Source organism: Acinetobacter sp. CWB-B33, from assembly GCF_039655955.1.
GTDB lineage: Bacteria > Pseudomonadota > Gammaproteobacteria > Pseudomonadales > Moraxellaceae > Acinetobacter > Acinetobacter bouvetii.
This window is the reverse complement of record NZ_JAGFEU010000004.1, coordinates 236,496-255,603: the sequence shown is the minus strand read 5'-3', so window position 1 is coordinate 255,603 and position 19,108 is coordinate 236,496. Positions and strand designations below refer to the sequence as shown.

At 46.6% G+C, this 19,108-nt stretch carries 31 protein-coding genes and 1 pseudogene; 5 read left to right on the top strand and 27 right to left on the bottom strand.

What is annotated here, in order from left to right; translation table 11 throughout:
* Nucleotides 1-10 precede the first annotated feature (10 nt).
* The 27 genes and pseudogenes from rpsD to JZ784_RS13270 all read right to left on the bottom strand — a co-directional run bounded on the left by rpsD (nucleotide 11) and on the right by JZ784_RS13270 (nucleotide 13,166).
* A complete protein-coding gene (rpsD, locus tag JZ784_RS13400) occupies nucleotides 11-637 on the bottom strand; it encodes a 30S ribosomal protein S4 (RefSeq protein ID WP_004691294.1) in 627 nt (208 codons plus the stop codon).
* Nucleotides 638-649: 12 nt separating this feature from the next.
* Entirely contained in the window at nucleotides 650-1,036 is a 387-nt protein-coding gene (rpsK, locus tag JZ784_RS13395; protein WP_001040166.1) for a 30S ribosomal protein S11, read from the bottom strand.
* Nucleotides 1,037-1,055: 19 nt separating this feature from the next.
* Nucleotides 1,056-1,412: a 30S ribosomal protein S13 gene (rpsM, locus tag JZ784_RS13390; protein ID WP_005012957.1), complete on the bottom strand. Its 357-nt coding sequence runs from the start codon at nucleotides 1,410-1,412 to the stop codon at nucleotides 1,056-1,058.
* Between the two features lie 107 nt (nucleotides 1,413-1,519).
* Complete coding sequence (gene rpmJ, locus JZ784_RS13385) at nucleotides 1,520-1,636, bottom strand: 50S ribosomal protein L36 (RefSeq protein ID WP_000867907.1); 117 nt, start codon at nucleotides 1,634-1,636, stop codon at nucleotides 1,520-1,522.
* A 20-nt stretch (nucleotides 1,637-1,656) separates the two neighbouring features.
* Nucleotides 1,657-2,976, bottom strand: coding sequence for a preprotein translocase subunit SecY (gene secY / locus JZ784_RS13380; RefSeq protein WP_171065540.1), 1,320 nt, complete (start codon nucleotides 2,974-2,976; stop codon nucleotides 1,657-1,659).
* A 45-nt stretch (nucleotides 2,977-3,021) separates the two neighbouring features.
* Nucleotides 3,022-3,462 (bottom strand): 50S ribosomal protein L15, encoded by a 441-nt coding sequence (gene rplO, locus JZ784_RS13375; RefSeq protein WP_005012960.1) that lies wholly within the window; start codon nucleotides 3,460-3,462, stop codon nucleotides 3,022-3,024.
* Between the two features lie 3 nt (nucleotides 3,463-3,465).
* The gene (gene rpmD / locus JZ784_RS13370; protein WP_005012961.1) at nucleotides 3,466-3,642 is read right to left on the bottom strand and encodes a 50S ribosomal protein L30; all 177 of its coding nucleotides are present in this window, start codon (nucleotides 3,640-3,642) and stop codon (nucleotides 3,466-3,468) included.
* Between the two features lie 6 nt (nucleotides 3,643-3,648).
* Entirely contained in the window at nucleotides 3,649-4,146 is a 498-nt protein-coding gene (gene rpsE, locus JZ784_RS13365; protein ID WP_005012962.1) for a 30S ribosomal protein S5, read from the bottom strand.
* A gap of 2 nt (nucleotides 4,147-4,148) precedes the next feature.
* Nucleotides 4,149-4,499: a 50S ribosomal protein L18 gene (gene rplR / locus JZ784_RS13360; RefSeq protein WP_005012963.1), complete on the bottom strand. Its 351-nt coding sequence runs from the start codon at nucleotides 4,497-4,499 to the stop codon at nucleotides 4,149-4,151.
* A 14-nt stretch (nucleotides 4,500-4,513) separates the two neighbouring features.
* Entirely contained in the window at nucleotides 4,514-5,047 is a 534-nt protein-coding gene (gene rplF, locus JZ784_RS13355) for a 50S ribosomal protein L6 (protein WP_005012966.1), read from the bottom strand.
* A 13-nt stretch (nucleotides 5,048-5,060) separates the two neighbouring features.
* Complete coding sequence (rpsH, locus tag JZ784_RS13350; RefSeq protein WP_005012969.1) at nucleotides 5,061-5,456, bottom strand: 30S ribosomal protein S8; 396 nt, start codon at nucleotides 5,454-5,456, stop codon at nucleotides 5,061-5,063.
* Between the two features lie 12 nt (nucleotides 5,457-5,468).
* Nucleotides 5,469-5,774, bottom strand: a complete 306-nt coding sequence (gene rpsN / locus JZ784_RS13345; RefSeq protein ID WP_005012971.1) for a 30S ribosomal protein S14 — start codon at nucleotides 5,772-5,774, stop codon at nucleotides 5,469-5,471.
* A gap of 9 nt (nucleotides 5,775-5,783) precedes the next feature.
* On the bottom strand, nucleotides 5,784-6,320 hold the full coding sequence (rplE, locus tag JZ784_RS13340; protein WP_005012973.1) for a 50S ribosomal protein L5: 537 nt from the start codon (nucleotides 6,318-6,320) through the stop codon (nucleotides 5,784-5,786).
* A 16-nt stretch (nucleotides 6,321-6,336) separates the two neighbouring features.
* Entirely contained in the window at nucleotides 6,337-6,654 is a 318-nt protein-coding gene (gene rplX, locus JZ784_RS13335; protein WP_004691313.1) for a 50S ribosomal protein L24, read from the bottom strand.
* Nucleotides 6,655-6,663: 9 nt separating this feature from the next.
* A complete protein-coding gene (gene rplN / locus JZ784_RS13330) occupies nucleotides 6,664-7,032 on the bottom strand; it encodes a 50S ribosomal protein L14 (RefSeq protein WP_005012978.1) in 369 nt (122 codons plus the stop codon).
* A gap of 94 nt (nucleotides 7,033-7,126) precedes the next feature.
* Complete coding sequence (rpsQ, locus tag JZ784_RS13325) at nucleotides 7,127-7,384, bottom strand: 30S ribosomal protein S17 (RefSeq protein ID WP_005012981.1); 258 nt, start codon at nucleotides 7,382-7,384, stop codon at nucleotides 7,127-7,129.
* A complete protein-coding gene (gene rpmC, locus JZ784_RS13320) occupies nucleotides 7,381-7,578 on the bottom strand; it encodes a 50S ribosomal protein L29 (RefSeq protein ID WP_005012982.1) in 198 nt (65 codons plus the stop codon). The genes rpsQ and rpmC overlap by 4 nt, the downstream gene beginning before the upstream one ends.
* Nucleotides 7,578-7,991, bottom strand: coding sequence for a 50S ribosomal protein L16 (gene rplP, locus JZ784_RS13315; RefSeq protein ID WP_005012983.1), 414 nt, complete (start codon nucleotides 7,989-7,991; stop codon nucleotides 7,578-7,580). Before rplP ends, rpmC begins: the two co-directional genes overlap by 1 nt.
* Nucleotides 7,931-8,747 (bottom strand): annotated as a pseudogene (rpsC, locus tag JZ784_RS13310) (30S ribosomal protein S3). Before rpsC ends, rplP begins: the two are co-directional and overlap by 61 nt.
* Before the next feature lies 1 nt (nucleotide 8,748).
* On the bottom strand, nucleotides 8,749-9,078 hold the full coding sequence (gene rplV / locus JZ784_RS13305; RefSeq protein ID WP_001982638.1) for a 50S ribosomal protein L22: 330 nt from the start codon (nucleotides 9,076-9,078) through the stop codon (nucleotides 8,749-8,751).
* Nucleotides 9,079-9,087: 9 nt separating this feature from the next.
* Nucleotides 9,088-9,363, bottom strand: coding sequence for a 30S ribosomal protein S19 (gene rpsS / locus JZ784_RS13300; protein WP_004281508.1), 276 nt, complete (start codon nucleotides 9,361-9,363; stop codon nucleotides 9,088-9,090).
* A gap of 19 nt (nucleotides 9,364-9,382) precedes the next feature.
* Complete coding sequence (gene rplB / locus JZ784_RS13295) at nucleotides 9,383-10,207, bottom strand: 50S ribosomal protein L2 (RefSeq protein ID WP_005012990.1); 825 nt, start codon at nucleotides 10,205-10,207, stop codon at nucleotides 9,383-9,385.
* An 11-nt stretch (nucleotides 10,208-10,218) separates the two neighbouring features.
* Nucleotides 10,219-10,539, bottom strand: a complete 321-nt coding sequence (gene rplW / locus JZ784_RS13290) for a 50S ribosomal protein L23 (RefSeq protein ID WP_005012992.1) — start codon at nucleotides 10,537-10,539, stop codon at nucleotides 10,219-10,221.
* Entirely contained in the window at nucleotides 10,536-11,138 is a 603-nt protein-coding gene (gene rplD / locus JZ784_RS13285) for a 50S ribosomal protein L4 (protein ID WP_005012993.1), read from the bottom strand. Before rplD ends, rplW begins: the two co-directional genes overlap by 4 nt.
* 11 nt (nucleotides 11,139-11,149) lie before the next feature.
* Nucleotides 11,150-11,788 (bottom strand): 50S ribosomal protein L3, encoded by a 639-nt coding sequence (rplC, locus tag JZ784_RS13280; RefSeq protein WP_005012994.1) that lies wholly within the window; start codon nucleotides 11,786-11,788, stop codon nucleotides 11,150-11,152.
* A 59-nt stretch (nucleotides 11,789-11,847) separates the two neighbouring features.
* Nucleotides 11,848-12,159, bottom strand: coding sequence for a 30S ribosomal protein S10 (gene rpsJ, locus JZ784_RS13275; RefSeq protein WP_004725677.1), 312 nt, complete (start codon nucleotides 12,157-12,159; stop codon nucleotides 11,848-11,850).
* 269 nt (nucleotides 12,160-12,428) lie between these two features.
* Entirely contained in the window at nucleotides 12,429-13,166 is a 738-nt protein-coding gene (locus JZ784_RS13270; RefSeq protein WP_005012995.1) for a type 1 glutamine amidotransferase, read from the bottom strand.
* Nucleotides 13,167-13,326: 160 nt separating this feature from the next.
* On the opposite strand from JZ784_RS13270, the gene JZ784_RS13265 reads away from it, so the two are divergent.
* From JZ784_RS13265 to yihA, 5 genes are all read left to right on the top strand, one after another.
* Nucleotides 13,327-14,529, top strand: a complete 1,203-nt coding sequence (locus JZ784_RS13265; protein ID WP_005012997.1) for a PLP-dependent transferase — start codon at nucleotides 13,327-13,329, stop codon at nucleotides 14,527-14,529.
* A gap of 18 nt (nucleotides 14,530-14,547) precedes the next feature.
* Entirely contained in the window at nucleotides 14,548-16,131 is a 1,584-nt protein-coding gene (locus tag JZ784_RS13260) for a helicase HerA-like domain-containing protein (protein ID WP_346315191.1), read from the top strand.
* A 150-nt stretch (nucleotides 16,132-16,281) separates the two neighbouring features.
* Nucleotides 16,282-17,490: an NO-inducible flavohemoprotein gene (hmpA, locus tag JZ784_RS13255; RefSeq protein WP_346315190.1), complete on the top strand. Its 1,209-nt coding sequence runs from the start codon at nucleotides 16,282-16,284 to the stop codon at nucleotides 17,488-17,490.
* Between the two features lie 88 nt (nucleotides 17,491-17,578).
* On the top strand, nucleotides 17,579-18,022 hold the full coding sequence (locus JZ784_RS13250) for an Rrf2 family transcriptional regulator (protein WP_346315189.1): 444 nt from the start codon (nucleotides 17,579-17,581) through the stop codon (nucleotides 18,020-18,022).
* A 99-nt stretch (nucleotides 18,023-18,121) separates the two neighbouring features.
* Nucleotides 18,122-19,006, top strand: coding sequence for a ribosome biogenesis GTP-binding protein YihA/YsxC (gene yihA, locus JZ784_RS13245; RefSeq protein ID WP_346315188.1), 885 nt, complete (start codon nucleotides 18,122-18,124; stop codon nucleotides 19,004-19,006).
* Nucleotides 19,007-19,108: the final 102 nt, after the last annotated feature.

The window sequence follows — 19,108 nt, the reverse complement described above, 5'->3', positions numbered from 1 at the left end:
ACCTCAAGGATTATTTAGAATACAATTCTACAATCAAGCTTTCGTTGATTTCAGCAGGTAAATCAGAACGATCTGGTGCAGCTTTAAAAGTACCTTCCAGCTTAGAATGATCAATTTCCATCCAAGAAGGAATACCACGTTGAGCGGCTAATTCAACTGCATTTTTGATACGCAATTGCTGTTTAGCGCCTTCGTGAACTGCAATCACGTCACCCGCTTTAACTTGGATAGACGCGATGTTAACGCGGCGGCCATTTAAAGTGATTGAACGGTGAGATACCAGCTGACGAGCTTCTGCACGTGTAGAACCAAAACCCATGCGATAAACAACGTTATCCAGGCGGCTTTCAAGCAATTTCAACAAGTTCTCACCTGTTGCGCCTTTAACACGAGCAGCTTCTTTGTAGTAGTTACTAAATTGACGCTCTAAAACACCGTACATGCGACGTACTTTTTGTTTTTCACGTAATTGTAGTGAATACTCAGACTGTTTTCCGCCACGAGCTCCGCCATGCTGGCCAGGAGCTTTAGCAGCTTTTTTAGTTTTGACGTCAAAAGGTTTAACGCCAGATTTTAATTGCAGGTCTGTCCCTTCGCGGCGAGAGAGTTTGCATTTTGGACCAATATAACGAGCCATGAATGTTTCTCCTTACACGCGACGTTTTTTAGGTGGACGGCAACCGTTGTGCGGGATTGGCGTCACATCGGTAATGCTGTTAATTTTATAACCCACTGCACCTAAAGCACGAACCGCAGATTCACGACCAGGACCAGGACCTTTTACAAGGACGTCCAAGTTTTTCAAACCGTAGTCTAAAGCAGCTTTACCAGCAACTTCAGCAGCTACCTGAGCAGCAAACGGAGTTGATTTACGTGATCCACGGAAGCCTTGTCCACCAGAGGTAGCCCAAGCCAGTGCATTACCTTGACGATCGGTAATAGTCACAATGGTGTTATTAAAAGAAGCGTGAATGTGTGCAACACCTTCAGAGACGGTACGAGTGACCTTCTTGCGTGTGCGAGTATCTTTAGCCATCTTTTAGCTTCCAGAAATCTTATTTCTTAATTGGTTTGCGCGGACCTTTACGGGTACGTGCGTTAGTTTTGGTGCGTTGACCGCGGACAGGCAAGCTGCGACGATGACGAAGACCGCGGTAGCAGCCTAAATCCATTAAACGTTTGATGTTCATGGAAATTTCGCGACGTAAGTCACCTTCGGTCGGAACCTTAGCAACTTCTGCACGAATCGCATCAAGCTGAGCGTCGTCTAATTCACGGATCTTAGTAGTAGTAGCGATGCCAGCAGCAGCTAAGATGTTCTTAGCAGTGTGACGGCCAATACCGAAGATATACGTGAGAGAGATAACAGCATGCTTGTTATCCGGAATGTTTACACCGGCAATACGAGCCATTCAATTTTCTCCAAAAAGGCAGTTAAGACAATCAACCGCCCCACAAAAATCTTGAGGGGCGGATAATAACCTAATTAGCCTACTGAAATCAACAGGTCTTGATCAGATTAACCTTGACGCTGCTTATGACGAGGTTCTGCGCTGCAAATTACGCGAATAACCCCATTACGACGGATAACTTTACAGCTACCACAAATTTTCTTTACAGAAGCTTGTACTTTCATGATGAAACCTCTAAGTGCGCTTATCCCTTAGGATGAGCAGTCGTTTTTCTCATTAACGATTGATTGTCGTACTGATGCGAAGTCAAATGGGCTTGAAGCTGAGCCATGAAGTCCATAACAACCACCACAACGATCAGTAAAGATGTTCCGCCCAAGCTGAATGGAATGCCAAACGAGCTTTGCAAGATCATCGGCATTAAACAGATGATTGTGATGTAAATCGCACCGATAAACGTCAACCGGTTGAGAATATGATCTAAGTAACGAGCAGTTTGCTCTCCCGGACGAATACCCGGCACATAAGCTCCGCTGCGTTTAAGGTTCTCTGACACTTCTTTCGGGCTGAAAACCAGCGCAGTATAGAAATAGCAGAAGAAGATAATTAACGCACCAAAGAGCACCAAATATAACGGCTGTCCAGGTGACAATACGAGCGCCAAATCTTGCAGGCTTCGCTTGATAACTCCAGCATTCGGATCAGCGCTTCCTACCCACTGGCCTAAGCTCGCAGGGAACAAAAGCAATGAGCTGGCAAAAATTGCCGGAATTACACCCGCCATATTAATCTTTAATGGCAAATGTGACTGCTGAGCAGAAAATACGCGGCGGCCTTGCTGCTTTTGCGCATAGTTTACTGGGATGCGACGCTGCGCCTTCTCAATAAACACAATCGCAGCCAGCACAGCTAAGGACAGCAGGCCAAAAATAGCCAGCCCAATTAAGCTGGTTTGACCATTGTCTGTAGAGGATAAAGACCGCAGAACCAAGTTCGGCAGGCCTGCAACAATACCGGCGAAGATGATCATGGAAATACCATTCCCTACTCCGCGTTCAGTAATTTGCTCACCCAGCCACATCAGGAACATTGTCCCTGCCACCAGTGAAGTGACTGCTGGAACGTAGAAGGCCAAACCAGAGTTCAAGGTAATCCCTTGACTGATTAAGCCTGCACACATTCCGACAGCCTGCACGAGTGCAAGAAACAGCGTGCCTTGACGCGTATACTGATTAATCTTGCGCTTGCCCTGTTCACCTTCTTTTTTCAAAGCTTCAAGTGACGGAATCACTGTAGACATCAGCTGCACAATAATAGACGCTGAAATATACGGCATGATTCCCAAAGCAAGAATTGACATCCGCTCTAATGCGCCGCCAGAAAACATGTTAAACAAACCAAGGATTGTCCCCTGGTTTGCATTAAACAGATTTTCGAGAGCCGCATTATTAATGCCCGGCACTGGAATATGCGCTCCTAGCCGAAAAACCAGCAAAGCACCAATGAGGAACATCATTCGGCGTATGATTTCACGGTATTTCACATGAAACGGCTGACCTTTCATCATATTGACATGACCTGAAGAACTAGGAGTCATAGACACTGGGAATTACTCCTCGACTTTACCGCCAGCAGCTTCAACAGCAGCTTTAGCGCCTTTAGTCAATGCAACACCTTGAACAGTGAAAGCACGAGTAATTTCACCAGAAAGTACGATACGCGCACGCAACATATCTTTACGTACAACGTTAGCAGCTTTTAAAGTTTCAAGTGAAACAAGATCACCTTCAACTTTAGCAAGTTCTGATAAACGTACTTCAGCAGTTTTCAAAGCCAACTGGCTAGTGAAACCGAACTTAGGCAAACGGCGATATAGCGCAGTTTGACCGCCTTCGAAACCAGGACGTGTACCACCGCTCTTACGTGAGTTTTGACCTTTGACACCACGGCCACCAGTCTTACCAACGCCAGAACCGATACCACGGCCTAGACGAAGGTTGTCACGCTTAGCGCCTTCTGCTGGCGCAATTGTATTTAAACGCAGAGTCATGGCTTATTCCTCTACACTAACCATATAGTAGACTTGGTTGATCATACCGCGGTTAGAAGGTGTATCTTGAACTTCTACAGTATGACCAATACGACGCAGACCTAAACCTTTAAGGCTAAGCTTGTGATTTTTCAAGCGGTGCGATGAAGATTTAGTCTGGGTAACTTTAATCGTTTTCATGATTGATTACCCTTGAATTTGTTCTACAGAAAGACCGCGTTTAGCAGCAACTTTCTCTGGAGAAGTCATATCGCGCAGACCGTTAAAAGTCGCGTTTACAACGTTCGCAGCGTTTGTAGAACCATAACATTTTGTCAACACGTTACGTACGCCAACAGCTTCTAAAACTGCACGCATAGCGCCACCAGCGATTACACCAGTACCTTCAGAAGCAGGCTGCATGTAAACACGGCTAGCACCGTGACGAGCATTAATAGGATGCTGAACAGTACCGTCAACAAGATCAACAGTAATCATGTTGCGACGAGCAGCTTCAAGCGCTTTAGAAATAGCAGCCGGAACTTCACGCGCTTTACCGCGACCAAAACCTACGCGACCATTACCGTCACCTACCACAGTCAATGCTGTGAAAGAGAAGATACGACCACCCTTAACAACTTTGGCTACACGATCAACGGCAACCAGCTTTTCAACAAGACCTTCGTTTTGTTCAACTTTAGCCATGATTAGAACTCCAAGCCGTTTTCACGAGCAGCATCAGCCAAGGCTTTGATACGACCATGATATTTAAAACCAGAACGGTCAAATGCAACTTTAGTAACGCCAGCTGCTTTAGCACGTTCGGCGATTAAAGCACCTACTTTTTGAGCTGCTTCAACATTACCAGTTGTACCAGCACGTAGAGTAGCGTCTAAAGTAGAAGCTTGCGCTAATACTTTGCCACCATCTGCTGAAATAACTTGAGCATAGATGTGACGCGGAGTGCGGTTTACACACAAACGAGTCGCACCCAATGCACGGATGTGCAAGCGTGTGCTTTTCGCACGACGCAAACGGGTTTGTTTCTTTTCGTTCATAAGAACCTCGCGCCTTATTTCTTCTTAGCTTCTTTACGAAGTACAACTTCGTCAGAATAACGAACACCTTTACCTTTATAAGGCTCTGGCGGACGGTAACCACGGATTTCTGCAGCAACTTGACCCAAAGCAGCTTTATCAGCTGATTTAAGCACGATTTCTGTTGCAGTCGGAGTTTCAGCAGTTACACCTTCTGGAAGGTTGTAATCGATCGGGTGAGAGAAACCAAGGTTAAGGTTAACAACATTACCTTTAACCGCAGCTTTATAACCTACACCGATAAGCTGCAACTTACGTTCGAAGCCTTCGCTAACACCTTTTACAAGGTTGTTTAACACAGCGCGAGCAGTACCAGCTTGCATCCAAGCGTCTTTCGACTCAGCTTTTGGAGCAATCGCTAAAATACCGTCTTCCTGTTTAAGCTCGACCAGCGCATGCAGGTTGAAAGACAACGTACCTTTGCTGCCTTTCACTTCGACCTGCCGGCCGTTCTGAGTAACTGTTACACCGTTAGGTACAGTTACTGGGGCTTTAGCCACACGAGACATGAGGAATCACCTATTAAGAAACAAAAGCAATAACTTCACCACCGATACCTGCAGCACGTGCAGCGCGATCAGTCATGATGCCTTTGCTTGTAGAAACAATTGCAATACCCAAACCTTGCTTAACGCTCGGAAGTGCATCTTTACCGCGGTATTGGCGAAGGCCTGGACGGCTTACGCGCTTAACAGTATCGATTACTGGCTTGCCTTCGAAATATTTTAAAGTAATAGTCAAAGTAGCTTTGCCTTCATTGTCAGCAACTTCTACATTTGAAATATAACCTTCTTGTTGAAGCACGTTCGCAATCGCAACTTTCAACTTAGAATTTGGCATAGAAACAGTTTGTTTCTTCGCCATTTGTGCGTTACGAACACGTGTTAGCATGTCGGCAACGGTATCTTGCATACTCATATATAGTGCTCCTTACCAGCTTGCCTTAACAACGCCCGGTACATCACCTTGCATTACTGTTTCACGCAGTTTGTTGCGGCTTAAGCCGAACTTGCGGAAAAAGCCATGAGGACGACCAGTTAAACCACAACGGTTACGCAGACGTACTGGAGATGCATTACGTGGTAATGCTTGAAATTTCATCATCGCTTCGAAACGTTCTTCGTCTGATGCATTTACGTTTGCAATAATTGCTTTTAATTCAGCACGTTTTGCAGCGTATTTAGCAACAGTTTTTTCGCGTTTCAATTCGCGATTAATCATGCCTTTCTTAGCCATATCGACCTCTTATTTGAACGGGAAGCCGAATGCACGCATAAGCGCACGGCCTTCGTCATCGGTGCGAGCAGTCGTAGTAATGGTAATATCCATACCACGAATACGATCAATCTTATCAAAATCGATTTCAGGGAACATGATTTGTTCCTTGAGACCCATTGAGTAGTTACCACGACCATCGAATGATTTCGCAGAAAAACCGCGGAAGTCACGAATACGAGGGATCGCAATAGAGATCAAACGGTCTAAGAATTCATACATGCGTTCGCCGCGTAAAGTAACTTTACAGCCGATCGGCCAACCATCACGGATTTTAAAACCAGCGATAGATTTGCGCGCTAATGTAAGAACTGGTTTTTGACCAGCAATCGCTTGCATATCAGCAAGAGCACCATCAAGGAGTTTTTTGTCAGCAGACGCTGCGCCAACACCCATGTTGATGGTGATTTTAGTGATGCGAGGGATCTCCATCACATTTTTAACGGCTAAAGTCTCTTGTAACTGAGCTTTAAGTTCGTCGTTGTAACGTGTTTTAAGTCTGGCCATTGCCTATTTCAACCTATTACTTCGCTACCGCCACTGATTCACCATTTGACTTGTAAACGCGAGTTTTCACGCCTTCAGTCACTTGGTAACCAACACGGTCAGCCTTTTGGGTTGTAGCATTAAAAATTGCCACGTTTGAGATGTGAAGCGAAGCTTCCTGTGTAACTACAGCGCCTTCAGCACCTGTTGCACGGTTCGGCTTTTGATGCTTCTTAACCAAGTTAAGGCCTTCAACCATAACACGGTCATTAGAAACAGACAAAACTGTACCTTGTTTGCCTTTTTCTTTACCTGCGATCACAATTACTTGATCGCCTTTTTTAATCTTAGCCATGATCGCCTCTTATAGAACTTCAGGAGCCAGTGAAATAATTTTCATGAACTGTTCAGTACGAAGTTCACGAGTCACTGGTCCGAAAATACGAGTTGCAATCGGCGCTTTGTTGTTGTTCAAAATAACAGCTGCGTTATCGTCGAAACGGATAACAGAACCATCTGCACGACGGATGCCGAATTTTGTACGTACAACAACAGCATTCATCACGTCACCTTTTTTAACACGTGCGCGCGGAATAGCTTCTTTTACAGTAACTTTAATAATGTCGCCAACAGAAGCATAACGACGATGTGAACCACCAAGTACTTTAATACATTGTACGCGGCGAGCACCACTGTTGTCTGCTACGTCTAGCATACTTTCGGTTTGAATCATTGCCCTACTCCAAAACCGAGTCGCATCACCGGTCGCAATTTCGAAAGGCTCAAAGAGTACTCGAAATTGACCAATGATGCAACCAGAACGTTAATTACTCAGCTGCAGCTTCAATAACTGAAACTAAAGTCCAAGACTTAGTTTTAGACATTGGGCGGCATTCTTTGATGGTTACAACATCGCCAGTTTTAGCAGTGTTGTTCTCATCATGAGCGTGTAATTTAGTTGAACGGCGGATTGATTTGCCATACAACGGGTGTTGAACGCGGCGTTCGATAAGTACAACGATAGACTTGTCCATCTTGTCGCTTACAACTTTGCCGGTTAACGTGCGAACTGTTTGTTCACTCATTGTCCGTTCCCCTGTTTTTCGGTTAGGAGTGTCTTGATGCGAGCAATAGTTTTACGAGTAAGCGCAACTTCGTGCGATTTACCCAATTGACCAGTTGCTTTCGCCATACGAAGACGGAATTGGTTAAGCTGTTGCTCATCAAGCAAAGCTGTCAACTCTTCTACCGACTTTTCACGTAGATCATTAGTTTTCATTACATTACCGTCCGAGTCACGATAGTGGTTTTAAACGGAAGCTTAGCAGCTGCAAGCGTAAACGCTTCGCGAGCCAATTCTTCGCTAACACCATCAATTTCGTACAAGACTTTACCTGGTTTGATTTGGCAAACCCAGTATTCCACAGAACCTTTACCTTTACCCATACGAACTTCTAATGGTTTTTCAGTAATTGGCTTGTCAGGGAAAACACGGATAAAGATCTTACCACCACGCTTAATACGACGGCTGATTGTACGACGCGCTGCTTCAATTTGACGCGCTGTCATTTGGCCACGCTCAATTGATTTAAGCGCAATAGTACCAAAAGATACAGAGCTACCGCGGTGCGCTAGGCCAGTGTTACGGCCTTTTTGCACTTTACGGAATTTAGTACGTTTAGGTTGCAACATGGATTATTCTCCTTTTTCAGCAGAACGATCATTGCGACGACCACGACGCTCTTGACCTTCACCACGACCGCGACCGCGTTTAGCTGGACGTTCTTCAGCTGGAGCCGGGTTCATGACTTGTTTCATGCCACCCAGGATCTCGCCGCGGAATACCCATACTTTAACGCCGATCGTACCGTAAGTAGTCTCAGCACGCATAGTAGCATAGTCGATGTCAGCACGAAGCGTATGCAAAGGAACACGTCCTTCACGATACCATTCAGTACGAGCAATCTCAGCACCGCCAAGACGGCCTGAAACTTCAACTTTGATACCTTTAGCGCCAGCACGCATAGAGTTTTGCACCGCACGCTTCATAGCGCGGCGGAACATTACGCGTTTTTCCAATTGAGAAGCAATTGCTTCAGCAACTAAACGAGCGTCTAAGTCTGGGCGATCGATTTCGTTGATGCTTACTTGCGCAGGAACACCCATAATGGCTGTTAATTCGCGTTGTAATTTCTCAATGTCTTCGCCTTTTTTACCGATCACGATACCTGGACGGGCAGTGCTAATCGTAATTTTAGCAGCGCCTGTAGGACGTTCGATAAGAATATTGCTGATCATTGCATTCTTAAGTTTTTTAGTTAAAAACTCACGAACTTGAAGATCTTTAAGCAAGTATTCAGCGTATTGTTTCGGACTCGCATACCAGTTGGCGTTATGACGTTTTACAACACCAAGGCGGATACCGATTGGATGAACCTTCTGACCCATATCAAACCCCTACCTTAACGGTAATGTGACAAGTACGCTTAGTAATACGATCTGCACGGCCTTTAGCACGCGGCATAATACGTTTCAGGCTCATGCCTTCATCAACGTAAATCGTAGAAACTTTAAGGTCGTCTACATCTAAACTGTTATTGTGTTCAGCGTTTGCAATCGCAGATTCCAATGCTTTTTTAACCAAAACCGCAGCTTTTTTGTTGCTGAAGTTTAAGATATTTAAAGCATGCGCAACAGATTTGCCGCGAATAAGGTCTGCAACCAAACGTGCTTTTTGTGCCGAGATAGCGGCACCGCGTAATTTAGCAGTAACTTCCATCATAGCACCTTAACGTTTAGACTTCTTGTCAACACCGTGACCACGATAGGTACGAGTTGGCGCGAATTCACCTAGTTTGTGACCAACCATGTGTTCAGATACGATCACTGGAACATGGTTACGGCCATTATGGACAGAAATTGTTAAACCAACAAAATCCGGGAGGATCATCGAACGACGCGACCAAGTTTTGATCGGCTTACGGTTATTAGCCGCGATAGCCGCTTCAACCTTAGCGAACAAGTGCGCATCGACGAATGGGCCTTTTTTCAGAGAACGAGGCATTGTCAGATTCCTTTACTTGTTACTTAACGCGACGGTCGCGAATGATCATCTTAGTCGTACGCTTATTGGTACGTGTCTTGTACCCTTTAGCTTTTTGACCCCATGGGCTTACAGGTTGAATACCTTTGTTACGCCCTTCACCACCACCATGTGGATGGTCAACTGGGTTCATCGCCATACCGCGAACAGTAGGACGAACGCCACGCCAGCGTGATGCACCTGCTTTACCAAGTGAACGAAGGTTGCTTTCTGAGTTAGAAACTTCGCCTAACACAGCACGGCATTCAACATGTACTTTACGCATTTCACCTGAACGAAGGCGAATGATTGCGTAAGAACCGTCACGACCCAACAATTGAGCAGAAGTACCAGCAGAACGTACTAATTGTGCGCCTTTACCGATTTTAAGCTCGATGTTGTGAAGAGTAGAACCGATTGGCATGTTGCGAAGCGGCAAGCAGTTACCTGGACGAATTGGAGCATCGTTACCAGACTGAACTGAATCACCAGCGCGAAGGCCTTTAGGTGCAATAATATAGCGACGCTCACCGTCAGCATATTTCAAAAGAGCAATATGCGAAGTACGGTTAGGATCGTATTCAATACGTTCAACTACAGCTGGGATGCCGTCTTTGTTACGTTTGAAGTCAACAAGGCGGTAGTGCTGTTTATGGCCACCACCAACGTGACGAGTCGTAATGTGACCATTGTTGTTACGGCCGCCAGTACGTTTTTTAGCTTCAACCAACGGTGCATAAGGAGCGCCTTTGTGAAGATGGTCGTGAACGACTTTCTCTACAAAGCGGCGGCCCGGAGACGTTGGCTTACATTTTTGAATAGGCATAATTTTCGTCCTTATTCCGCTGCGTTTTCAGCGGTATCGCCCAAGTCAGCCATTTCAACATCTTGGCCAGCTTTCAGGGTGACGTATGCTTTTTTAACATCAGAACGGCGTCCTAATGTCTTACCAAAGCGCTTAGTCTTACCTTTAGTGATCGTCGTGTTAACTTTAACAACTTGAACACCAAATAGTTGCTCTACTGCTTTTTTGATTTCAAGTTTGTTTGCATCAAGTGCAACTTTAAAAACTTGAACACCAGCAGTTTCGCCTAAAACTTGTGCTTTTTCTGAGAATACAGGCCCTTGCAGGACTTGATAGATACGTTCGTTGTTCATCCGAGTTCTACCTCAATTTTCTTAGCAGCAGCTACAGACATAACAACTTTGTCAAACGCAATCAAGCTAACAGGATCAATTGCAGCAGCATCAACCACATCAACGTGTGGAATGTTGCGAGCAGCAAGATACAAGTTCTCATCAACAGCATCTGTAACGATTAATGCGCGAGTTGCATTTAAGTCGTTAAGTTTTGCAAGCAATTCTTTAGTTTTCGGAGCAGCTACAGCAAACTCTTCAACCAAAACTAAGCGATCTTGACGAACAAGTTCAGCTAGGATGCATTGCATAGCACCGCGGTACATTTTACGGTTAACTTTTTGAGACCAGTCTTGTGGACGAGCAGCAAAAGTTTTACCGCCGCCAACCCAGATTGGGCTACGAATAGAACCGGCACGTGCACGGCCAGTACCTTTTTGACGGAATGGCTTTTTGCCGCCGCCAGATACATCGCCACGTGACTTTTGAGCTTTAGAACCTTGACGGCCGCCAGCTAAGTAAGCTGTAACTACTTGGTGTACAAGAGCTTCGTTAAACTCACGTCCGAAAGCAACTTCTGACAGTTCAACAGCAGAGCCGGAAACAGTATTTAAATTCATAATATTTCCCCTCAGGCCTTGATCGTAGGGCGAACAGTTACGTCGCCGCCAGTAGCACCAGGAACCGCGCCTTTAACAACTAGAACTGAACGTTCAACGTCGATAGCAACGATCTCAAGACCCTGTGTAGTTACGCGTTCAGCACCTAAATGGCCAGCCATTTTTTTGCCTTTGAATACGCGACCAGGAGTCTGGTTTTGACCAGTAGAACCTAAAACACGGTGAGAAACTGAGTTACCGTGTGTAGCATCTTGCGTACGGAAGTTCCAACGCTTAACACCACCTTGGAAACCTTTACCTTTAGATGTACCAGTTACGTCAACAACTTGACCCACTGTGAACAACTCAACGGTAAGCGTGCTGCCAACTTCACGACCTTCAAGATCAGCTTCTGTAGCGCGGAATTCTTGAACCAAACGGCCAGCAGCAACACCAGCTTTCGCGAAGTGGCCTTTTTGAGCGTTAGTTACGCGAGATTCGCGACGTTCACCAGTAGTGATTTGAATCGCTTGATAACCATCAGTTTCAAGCGTTTTGATTTGAGTGATGCGGTTAGGATCAACCTCAATCACTGTTACAGGCACAGAAACACCAGCATCTGTAAAGATGCGTGTCATACCGCACTTGCGACCGACTAAACCAATAGCCATGTGCATAAACCTCTAAAAAAGCGGCTTAATTAACTTAGAGCGTTAATTAACCGAAAGCCTTAACCCAATGCGATCTGTACGTCAACACCAGCTGCAAGATCCAACTTCATCAATGCATCAACAGTTTTATCTGTAGGTTGAACGATGTCGATCAAACGTTTGTAAGTGCGGATCTCGTATTGGTCACGCGCATCTTTGTTAACGTGTGGTGAAGTAAGAACGTTAAAACGCTCGATGCGTGTAGGCATCGGAATAGGACCGCAAACTTGCGCGCCAGTACGTTTTGCTGTTTCTACGATCTCTTGAGAAGATTGATCAATTAGACGGTGATCAAAAGACTTAAGACGGATACGGATTCTCTGGTTAGACATACCAGTTAACTCCAAGCCAAAAATATAAAGAATCACCCTTGACGCATCTCACCCCACTAAAAATAAGGCAAGTGTCAAAGGCAGTGAATTATCACTAAGGTCACGATCGATGCCGCGACTGTCACGATGTTAACTGCTTTATTCGCAGCCAACCCCCTTTCATTAAAGGGTCGCTCATTATATCCATTGTTTAATGCATAAGCAAATATCTTTTCCTCTTTTTACATAATTTTAGAAATCTCTTTGCAGAAGAATCGCCTGTATTTTGCTCAGCATGCCGTTTTTCTCAGCACGTATTCTATTGCTTTATTTAATAATTGATTTCCTTGAAGAAATTTCTCTTTGGCAGATTTTTTAAGTTCATCCTCGCTTTGCTGGCAGACGCCATTAAATAGAGCCAACTCTTCATCATCTTCAAGAAATAGCGCCAAAGCCTCAGGCGTAATTTCCGGGTGAAACTGAAAGCCCAGCACATTTTTTCCAATTTGATACATTTGATTGCGGCAGGCTTCATTTTCCGCCAAATGCACTGCCCCTTTAGGAATTTCAAACGTTTCAGAATGCCACTGCATCACATTGAATTGTTCCGGCAACTGAAAGCACTCATCCGGGACAAAATTTATCTTTCGAACCGTGGTCCAGCCCAATTCCTGCGCGGCGCTCTTACTGACCGCCGCGCCCAGCGCATTGGCAATCAGCTGCCCGCCTAAACATAAGCCTATCGCCGGCTTGCCTAGCGCCAAATAGCGCCTGAGCCAGCGTTTTTCTATCTTCAGCCAAGGATAATTGGCTTCATCATTCACGCTCATTGTTCCGCCCATAATAATGAGCAGGTCTACATCCTCCACATGCGGCAACGCCTCGATGTCGAGCGCCAAATCGACAGGAAGCGCAAAAAACTCTGTCGCCGTCATGCGCGCATTCATTTCCTTCAAATATGAATAACAGCTTCCGAACCCTTCACCAGCAATATGCTGAAAATAATGTACTTTCAAATGCGGCTTCATGCGCCATCCCTATTGTTGTAGCTATAGGGTTGCTTTTGCAAAAATGAAGCCAACTTTATCCCGGCTTTGCCGTTTTTAAACAATTCAAACAATCAGTGGCGAAAATCAGAGTGATCTCTTAAGCTTAGAATGAATATTCACCCTATTTTAGAGCTGTACTGTGAAAAAAACCCCTCAAACTGCATTAATCCATGCACCACGAAAAGCCCCGCAATTCATCTCTACAGTACAGCCTCCCCTATTTCGTGCATCCACCATCATTTTTGACAATACCGATGCCCTATTTAATCGCCATTGGACTGAACGCTATGATTACAGTTACGGCACGCACGGCACACCAACCACTTTTACGCTAGGCGATAATATTGCGCAGATTGAAGGCGGTGAATTCAGCCTTTTGGCGCCCAGCGGACTGTCCGCCATCAATTTGGTGAATTCCTGCTTTCTCGCGCAAGGCGATGAAGTCTGGGTGGCGGATAACATCTATGGGCCGAACATGGAGCATCTGCGCAATCTGCAAACGCGATACGGCATTGCGGTGAAGGTCTATAATCCAATCGACGCAGAGACTTTTCAGCCCTCAGCAAAAGCCAAACTGATCTGGCTGGAAGCTGCAGGTTCGGTGACTTTAGAATTTCCAGACTTAACTGGCCTGGTTAAAAAGGCCAAAGCACAAAGCATCCTGACCGCACTGGACAATACCTGGGGGGCGGGCCTCGCCTTCAATGCCTTTGATTTTGGCAATGAACACCTGAATGTTGATATCAGCGTGCATGCCCTAACCAAATACCCAAGCGGCGGCGGTGATATTTTAATGGGTTCCGTGGTCACCCGAGATGAAAAACTCCATCATCAGCTCTTCCGCATGCATGCGCTGCAGGGCATTTCCATCTCAGGCGATGACGCAGCGCAAATCCAGCGCAGCCTAGCCTCGATGCAAATCCGCTATGAGCATCAATCGCGCAGCGCAATGACCTTGATGCATTGGCTGAAACAGCAGCCCGAGTTTATTCAGATCCTGCATCCCGCGGATGAAGCTTCTGCAGGACATCCATACTGGAAAGAAATTTGCGCTATAGGGCAAAGCGCAGGCTTGGTCAGCGTAATTTTCAAGCCTGAATATGACTTAAAGGCGGTCCGCGCTTTTTGCGATGCCCTTACTCTATTTAAACTGGGTTTCAGCTGGGGCGGCCCGGTCAGCCTTGTCATGCTCTACGACCTGAAAGACATGCGGGTATTGGCGCATACACATTTACAACAAGGTTTATTGGTGCGCTTCTGCATAGGGCTGGAACATCCGCAAGATTTAATTCAAGATATAGAAAACGCGTTAAAACAAATGAAAACACCGCAAAACGAATAAATCAAAACAGGACTATTTATGGGAACACCTATCGCCATTGCCAAAAAAACCGCCAATACGCAGCAGGATATTGTCCTGCATTCACAATTCGCCAACCGCCATGGCCTAATTGCCGGTGCAACAGGTACAGGTAAAACTGTGACCCTGAAAGTATTGGCGGAAAGCTTTTCCCGCATCGGTGTTCCTGTATTTTTAGCCGATGCCAAAGGCGATGTTTCCAGCCTCGCCAAAGCCGGCGAAAGCAATGCTAAATTTAATGAGCGGCTCAAAATACTGAATATTGAGTCCATCCCGTTCTCCTCTTCCCCTGTGGTGTTCTGGGATCTGTTTGGCGTGCAGGGCCATCCCATCCGCACCACCGTGTCTGAGATTGGCCCGCTGCTGTTGGCGCAAATGCTGAATTTGAACGATACGCAGGAAGGCGTGCTGTCCGCAGTATTCCGCATTGCCGATGATCAAGGCTTACTGCTGATAGATTTCAAAGATCTGAAGTCCATGATCAGCTATGTGACGGAACATGCTGCTGAATTTAAAGCGGAGTACGGCAACCTGTCTCCGGCCAGCCTTGGCGCGATTCAGCGCAATCTGCTGGCGCTGGCCGATCAGGGCGGCGATCAGTTCTTTGGCGAACCCAGCCTGAATATTCTGGACTTCATTCAAACTGACAGCCAGGGCCGCGGCAACATCAATCTTTTGGCCGCAGACAAGCTGATGAACACCCCAAAACTGTACGCCACTTTCCTGCTGTGGATGCTGTCCGAACTGTTTGAACAGCTGCCGGAAGTGGGCGATATGGACAAGCCCAAACTGGTCTTCTTCTTTGATGAGGCGCATTTGCTGTTTGATAATGCCAGCGCGGCGCTGCAGGAAAAAATTGAACAGGTGGTGCGCCTGATCCGCTCCAAAGGCGTCGGCATTTATTTTGTCACGCAAAACCCGCTGGATCTGCCGGAAAGTGTTTTAGGCCAGCTGGGCAACCGGGTGCAGCATGCGCTCCGCGCTTTCACTCCGAAAGATCAGAAAGCGGTCAAAACGGCTGCGGATACCTTCCGCGCCAATCCTGAATTCAAAGTGGATCAAGCCATTATCGAGCTGGGGGTTGGTGAAGCCCTGATCAGCTGCCTGGATGAGCAAGGCACGCCGCAAATGGTTGAACGCGGCTGGGTGATGCCGCCGTACTCATCCTTTACCCCCATCAGTCTCGAAGAGCGCAAGGCCCTTATGGCGCAAAGCATCGTGACAGGCATTTATGAACAGCACCTGGACCGTGAAAGCGCATTTGAATTATTGCAGCAAAAAGTCGCTGACCGCCAGCAGCAGGCTGTTCAGGCCGAACAGGATAAAGCGCAGGCCAAAGAACAGGAGGCGCTGGCTAAACAGCAGATCAAGGAACAGGAAGCCTTAGCAAAGCAGCAGGCGCGCGAACAGGAGCGCATTGCCCGCGAACAGGCTAAGGAAAATGAACGCGCCGCCAAACAGCGTGAGAAACTGATTCAGGATACCGTGGGCACCTTTGCCAAAAGCGCAGCCAGAAGCCTGGGCGGTTCAACAGGACAAAAAATTGTCCGCGGGCTGCTGGGTTCCCTATTCGGCAGCAAATAATCTAAAAGCTCAATCAATAAAGGCAAAATTATGGGATATTTTTATATCCCATAATTTTTTTATGGTTTTTATTAAAAGATATATTGCCAATACATCTTTTAATATGTATTTTAAATACATCTTATAAATAACCGCCATGAGAGATCAGCTATGACTCCGCAGCAAATTGACCTTGTAAAAGCTACCGTTCCTGTACTGCGCGAAAATGGTGTCGCGCTGACAGGCTATTTCTATAACCGCATGCTGGGCAACAATCCAGACTTGAAAGAAACTTTCAACATGGGGCATCAGCGCAGCGGCGCTCAGGCGCAGGCTTTGGCAGGTGCTGTGTTGGCTTATGCAGAAAACATTGAAGATCCTTCAGTATTGCTTCCTGTGGTTGAGCTGATTGCGCATAAGCATGTCAGCCTGAACATTCAAGCGCCTGATTACAATATTGTCGGTGAAAATCTGCTGCACTCCATCAGTGAAGTGCTCAACATCTCCATGGAAGATCCGCTGATCGACGCATGGGCCGCCGCTTATGGCCAGCTGGCTGACTTATTCATCAGCACTGAAAAAGCCATTTACAATCAGCACGAACAAACCAAAGGCAGCTGGCTAGGCTGGCGCAATTTTAAAATTGCCAAAAAAGTGAAGGAAAGCGATGAAATCACTTCATTCTATTTGGCGCCTGCCGATGGCGGCGATTTGCCCAAATATGAAGCGGGGCAATATATTTCTGTGCGTGTCCTTGTGCCTGAACTGGGCTTAAAGCAGCCGCGCCAATACACCCTTTCTACCAGCCCTCAGGCAGACTATTTGCGTATTTCGGTAAAGCGTGAAGATGAAAAAGCCGGCTTGGCGGCAGGCTGGGTCTCCAACACCCTGCACAGTCTGGCAGAAGGCGCTGAAATTGAAGTGTCTGCACCGACGGGCAACTTCTATCTGATTGACCCGAATAAGCGCAATGTGTTTATCAGCGGCGGCGTAGGCCTGACCCCAATGATTGCCATGCTGAATCAGCTGGTGACTTTAGATATGCCGCAGCCGGTAACCTTTATTCATGCCTGCCGCAGCAAGCAAGTGCATGCCATGAAGCAGCATATTCATGACTTGAAGGCAAAATACCCACGCTTAACAACAGTGACTGCCTACGAGTTCCCGCATGCCAGCGACACATTAGGTGAAGACTACGAAATTGAAGGCCGTTTAGACCTCAGCAAAATTGACAGCGCTTTACTGCCGGCAAATGCAGACTATTACCTGTGCGGCCCGATGCCGTTTATGGCTGAACAGCACAAGGCCCTGGTTGCCCGCGGCATTCCAGCTGAGCACATCCACAGCGAGGCTTTCGGCACAGGCGGTGTTAAACACTAACCTGCGCGTCAGCCTGAAATAGACAGAGGGTTAGTTTAGGTGTGCTAGACTAACCCTAATTTATTTCCCCTAAATTTACAGTATTATCATGCAGCTGAATAAATTCACCGATTACGCGCTACGCCTTTTGATGTATATCGCTCAGCCCAAAGAAATGCCGTACACCATTGCCGAAATTGCAACAGATCTGCATGTTTCGCAAAATCATCTGGTCAAAATTGTGCATTTTATGGGAAAGCAGAATTGGCTGATTACCACCCGCGGCAAAGGCGGCGGCATCCGCCTCAACCAGCAGGCGCTTACCCTCCCATTAGGGGAAATTGTGCGCATCCTGCAACGTGAAACACCAATCGTCGAATGCAACACGCCGCCTTGCGTCCTGCGCAGCAACTGCGGACTGAAAGGCATTTTAGATCAGGCCATGGAACAGTTTTATCAAAGCCTCGACCAATACACTTTGGCCGATGTGCTCAGCGCACCGCCGTCATCCAAATACACCACACATTCACCGATTCAGCTGATCAATCTGTAACTGCAGCTGCAGCCGTTTTCTTCGTTAAGATCAAAGTTCGCTTGCCCGAACGACTTCCTTTATAATAGCTGCTTGTAAATCAGTCATTGAAGTTGAGTTATGCATCAGCACAGAGGAAAATCCAGAAACAGTAAGACAGCCAATGCGCCTAAGCAAAAGATCAGCTATGAGAAAAAAGTTGATCCGGCCATTACTGAATACTCTGTACGCGCTTTAAATTGGCTGCGTAAAGCTGAATTCTTAATGAGCGCGCCGAAACTGAATTTATGTGTCGAAGATACCGGCTATGAAATTGCCTTTGCCGGCCGCTCCAATGCCGGAAAATCCAGCGCCATCAATGCGCTGACCAACCAGAAGCAGCTGGCGCGCGCATCGAAAAAGCCCGGCCGCACGCAAATGATCAACTTTTTCAGCTTGGGCAACCCAGACCAGCGCCTGGTCGATTTGCCGGGCTATGGCTATGCCGCCGTGCCGGAAGCCATGAAAATTGTGTGGCAGAAAGAGCTGGAAAACTACCTGATTCACCGTCAAAGCCTGCAAGGCCTTGTCCTGCTGATGGACATCCGCCACCCGCTGCAGCATTTTGACATTATGATGCTGGAATGGGCGCATTCACGTAAATTATTCGTGCATGTGCTGCTGACCAAATCCGATAAATTGAACCGCGGCCCTGCGTCCAAAGCGCTGCAGGAAGTGAAAGCGCAGCTGAAAAAAATGAAGCTGCAGTTCTCTATTCAGCTGTTCTCATCCCTGAACAAAGAGGGCCTGCAAGAACTCGCCAGCGTGATGGGCGGACGCTTGAACTTCACGCTGGAGCAATCGGCAGAGTTTGATTTAGACAGCATTCCTGATGCCGAAGCCGATGACGGCGAGATGGACAATGACGAGTTTGAACATAATGCCGATGATGAATTTAAGGATCAAGTTCTTGACGATGCCGCAGCCTTAGATGAAGTGCAGATGCCAGAAGCTGACAGCAAATAAGCCTTTACGGCGTCTTGTCTGACAAAAAGCATCATGTTTTGATATTAAATGTCCTGTATTGCTAATCACAATGCAGGATTTTTTTTTCATACTGAGCCCATG

Bases quoted from the DNA above. Each gene is read 5' to 3' on its own strand.
- rpsD (WP_004691294.1), bottom strand. From the start codon at position 637: ATGGCTCGTTATATTGGTCCAAAATGCAAACTCTCTCGCCGCGAAGGG.
- rpsK (WP_001040166.1), bottom strand. From the start codon at position 1,036: ATGGCTAAAGATACTCGCACACGCAAGAAGGTCACTCGTACCGTCTCT.
- rpsM (WP_005012957.1), bottom strand. From the start codon at position 1,412: ATGGCTCGTATTGCCGGTGTAAACATTCCGGATAACAAGCATGCTGTT.
- rpmJ (WP_000867907.1), bottom strand. From the start codon at position 1,636: ATGAAAGTACAAGCTTCTGTAAAGAAAATTTGTGGTAGCTGTAAAGTT.
- secY (WP_171065540.1), bottom strand. From the start codon at position 2,976: ATGAAAGGTCAGCCGTTTCATGTGAAATACCGTGAAATCATACGCCGA.
- rplO (WP_005012960.1), bottom strand. From the start codon at position 3,462: ATGACTCTGCGTTTAAATACAATTGCGCCAGCAGAAGGCGCTAAGCGT.
- rpmD (WP_005012961.1), bottom strand. From the start codon at position 3,642: ATGAAAACGATTAAAGTTACCCAGACTAAATCTTCATCGCACCGCTTG.
- rpsE (WP_005012962.1), bottom strand. From the start codon at position 4,146: ATGGCTAAAGTTGAACAAAACGAAGGTCTTGTTGAAAAGCTGGTTGCC.
- rplR (WP_005012963.1), bottom strand. From the start codon at position 4,499: ATGAACGAAAAGAAACAAACCCGTTTGCGTCGTGCGAAAAGCACACGC.
- rplF (WP_005012966.1), bottom strand. From the start codon at position 5,047: ATGTCTCGTGTGGCTAAAGCCCCAGTAACTGTACCTAACGGTGTAACA.
- rpsH (WP_005012969.1), bottom strand. From the start codon at position 5,456: ATGAGTATGCAAGATACCGTTGCCGACATGCTAACACGTGTTCGTAAC.
- rpsN (WP_005012971.1), bottom strand. From the start codon at position 5,774: ATGGCTAAGAAAGGCATGATTAATCGCGAATTGAAACGCGAAAAAACT.
- rplE (WP_005012973.1), bottom strand. From the start codon at position 6,320: ATGGCCAGACTTAAAACACGTTACAACGACGAACTTAAAGCTCAGTTA.
- rplX (WP_004691313.1), bottom strand. From the start codon at position 6,654: ATGGCTAAGATTAAAAAAGGCGATCAAGTAATTGTGATCGCAGGTAAA.
- rplN (WP_005012978.1), bottom strand. From the start codon at position 7,032: ATGATTCAAACCGAAAGTATGCTAGACGTAGCAGACAACAGTGGTGCT.
- rpsQ (WP_005012981.1), bottom strand. From the start codon at position 7,384: ATGAGTGAACAAACAGTTCGCACGTTAACCGGCAAAGTTGTAAGCGAC.
- rpmC (WP_005012982.1), bottom strand. From the start codon at position 7,578: ATGAAAACTAATGATCTACGTGAAAAGTCGGTAGAAGAGTTGACAGCT.
- rplP (WP_005012983.1), bottom strand. From the start codon at position 7,991: ATGTTGCAACCTAAACGTACTAAATTCCGTAAAGTGCAAAAAGGCCGT.
- rplV (WP_001982638.1), bottom strand. From the start codon at position 9,078: ATGGAAGTTACTGCTAAATTACGCGGTGCCGCTATCTCGGCACAAAAA.
- rpsS (WP_004281508.1), bottom strand. From the start codon at position 9,363: ATGCCTCGTTCTCTGAAAAAAGGCCCATTCGTCGATGCGCACTTGTTC.
- rplB (WP_005012990.1), bottom strand. From the start codon at position 10,207: ATGCCTATTCAAAAATGTAAGCCAACGTCTCCGGGCCGCCGCTTTGTA.
- rplW (WP_005012992.1), bottom strand. From the start codon at position 10,539: ATGAACAACGAACGTATCTATCAAGTCCTGCAAGGGCCTGTATTCTCA.
- rplD (WP_005012993.1), bottom strand. From the start codon at position 11,138: ATGAATTTAAATACTGTTTCCGGCTCTGCTGTTGAACTGTCAGAAGTT.
- rplC (WP_005012994.1), bottom strand. From the start codon at position 11,788: ATGGCTATTGGTTTAGTCGGTCGCAAGTGCGGTATGACACGCATCTTT.
- rpsJ (WP_004725677.1), bottom strand. From the start codon at position 12,159: ATGTCTAACCAGAGAATCCGTATCCGTCTTAAGTCTTTTGATCACCGT.
- JZ784_RS13270 (WP_005012995.1), bottom strand. From the start codon at position 13,166: ATGAAGCCGCATTTGAAAGTACATTATTTTCAGCATATTGCTGGTGAA.
- JZ784_RS13260 (WP_346315191.1), top strand. From the start codon at position 14,548: ATGGGAACACCTATCGCCATTGCCAAAAAAACCGCCAATACGCAGCAG.
- hmpA (WP_346315190.1), top strand. From the start codon at position 16,282: ATGACTCCGCAGCAAATTGACCTTGTAAAAGCTACCGTTCCTGTACTG.
- JZ784_RS13250 (WP_346315189.1), top strand. From the start codon at position 17,579: ATGCAGCTGAATAAATTCACCGATTACGCGCTACGCCTTTTGATGTAT.
- yihA (WP_346315188.1), top strand. From the start codon at position 18,122: ATGCATCAGCACAGAGGAAAATCCAGAAACAGTAAGACAGCCAATGCG.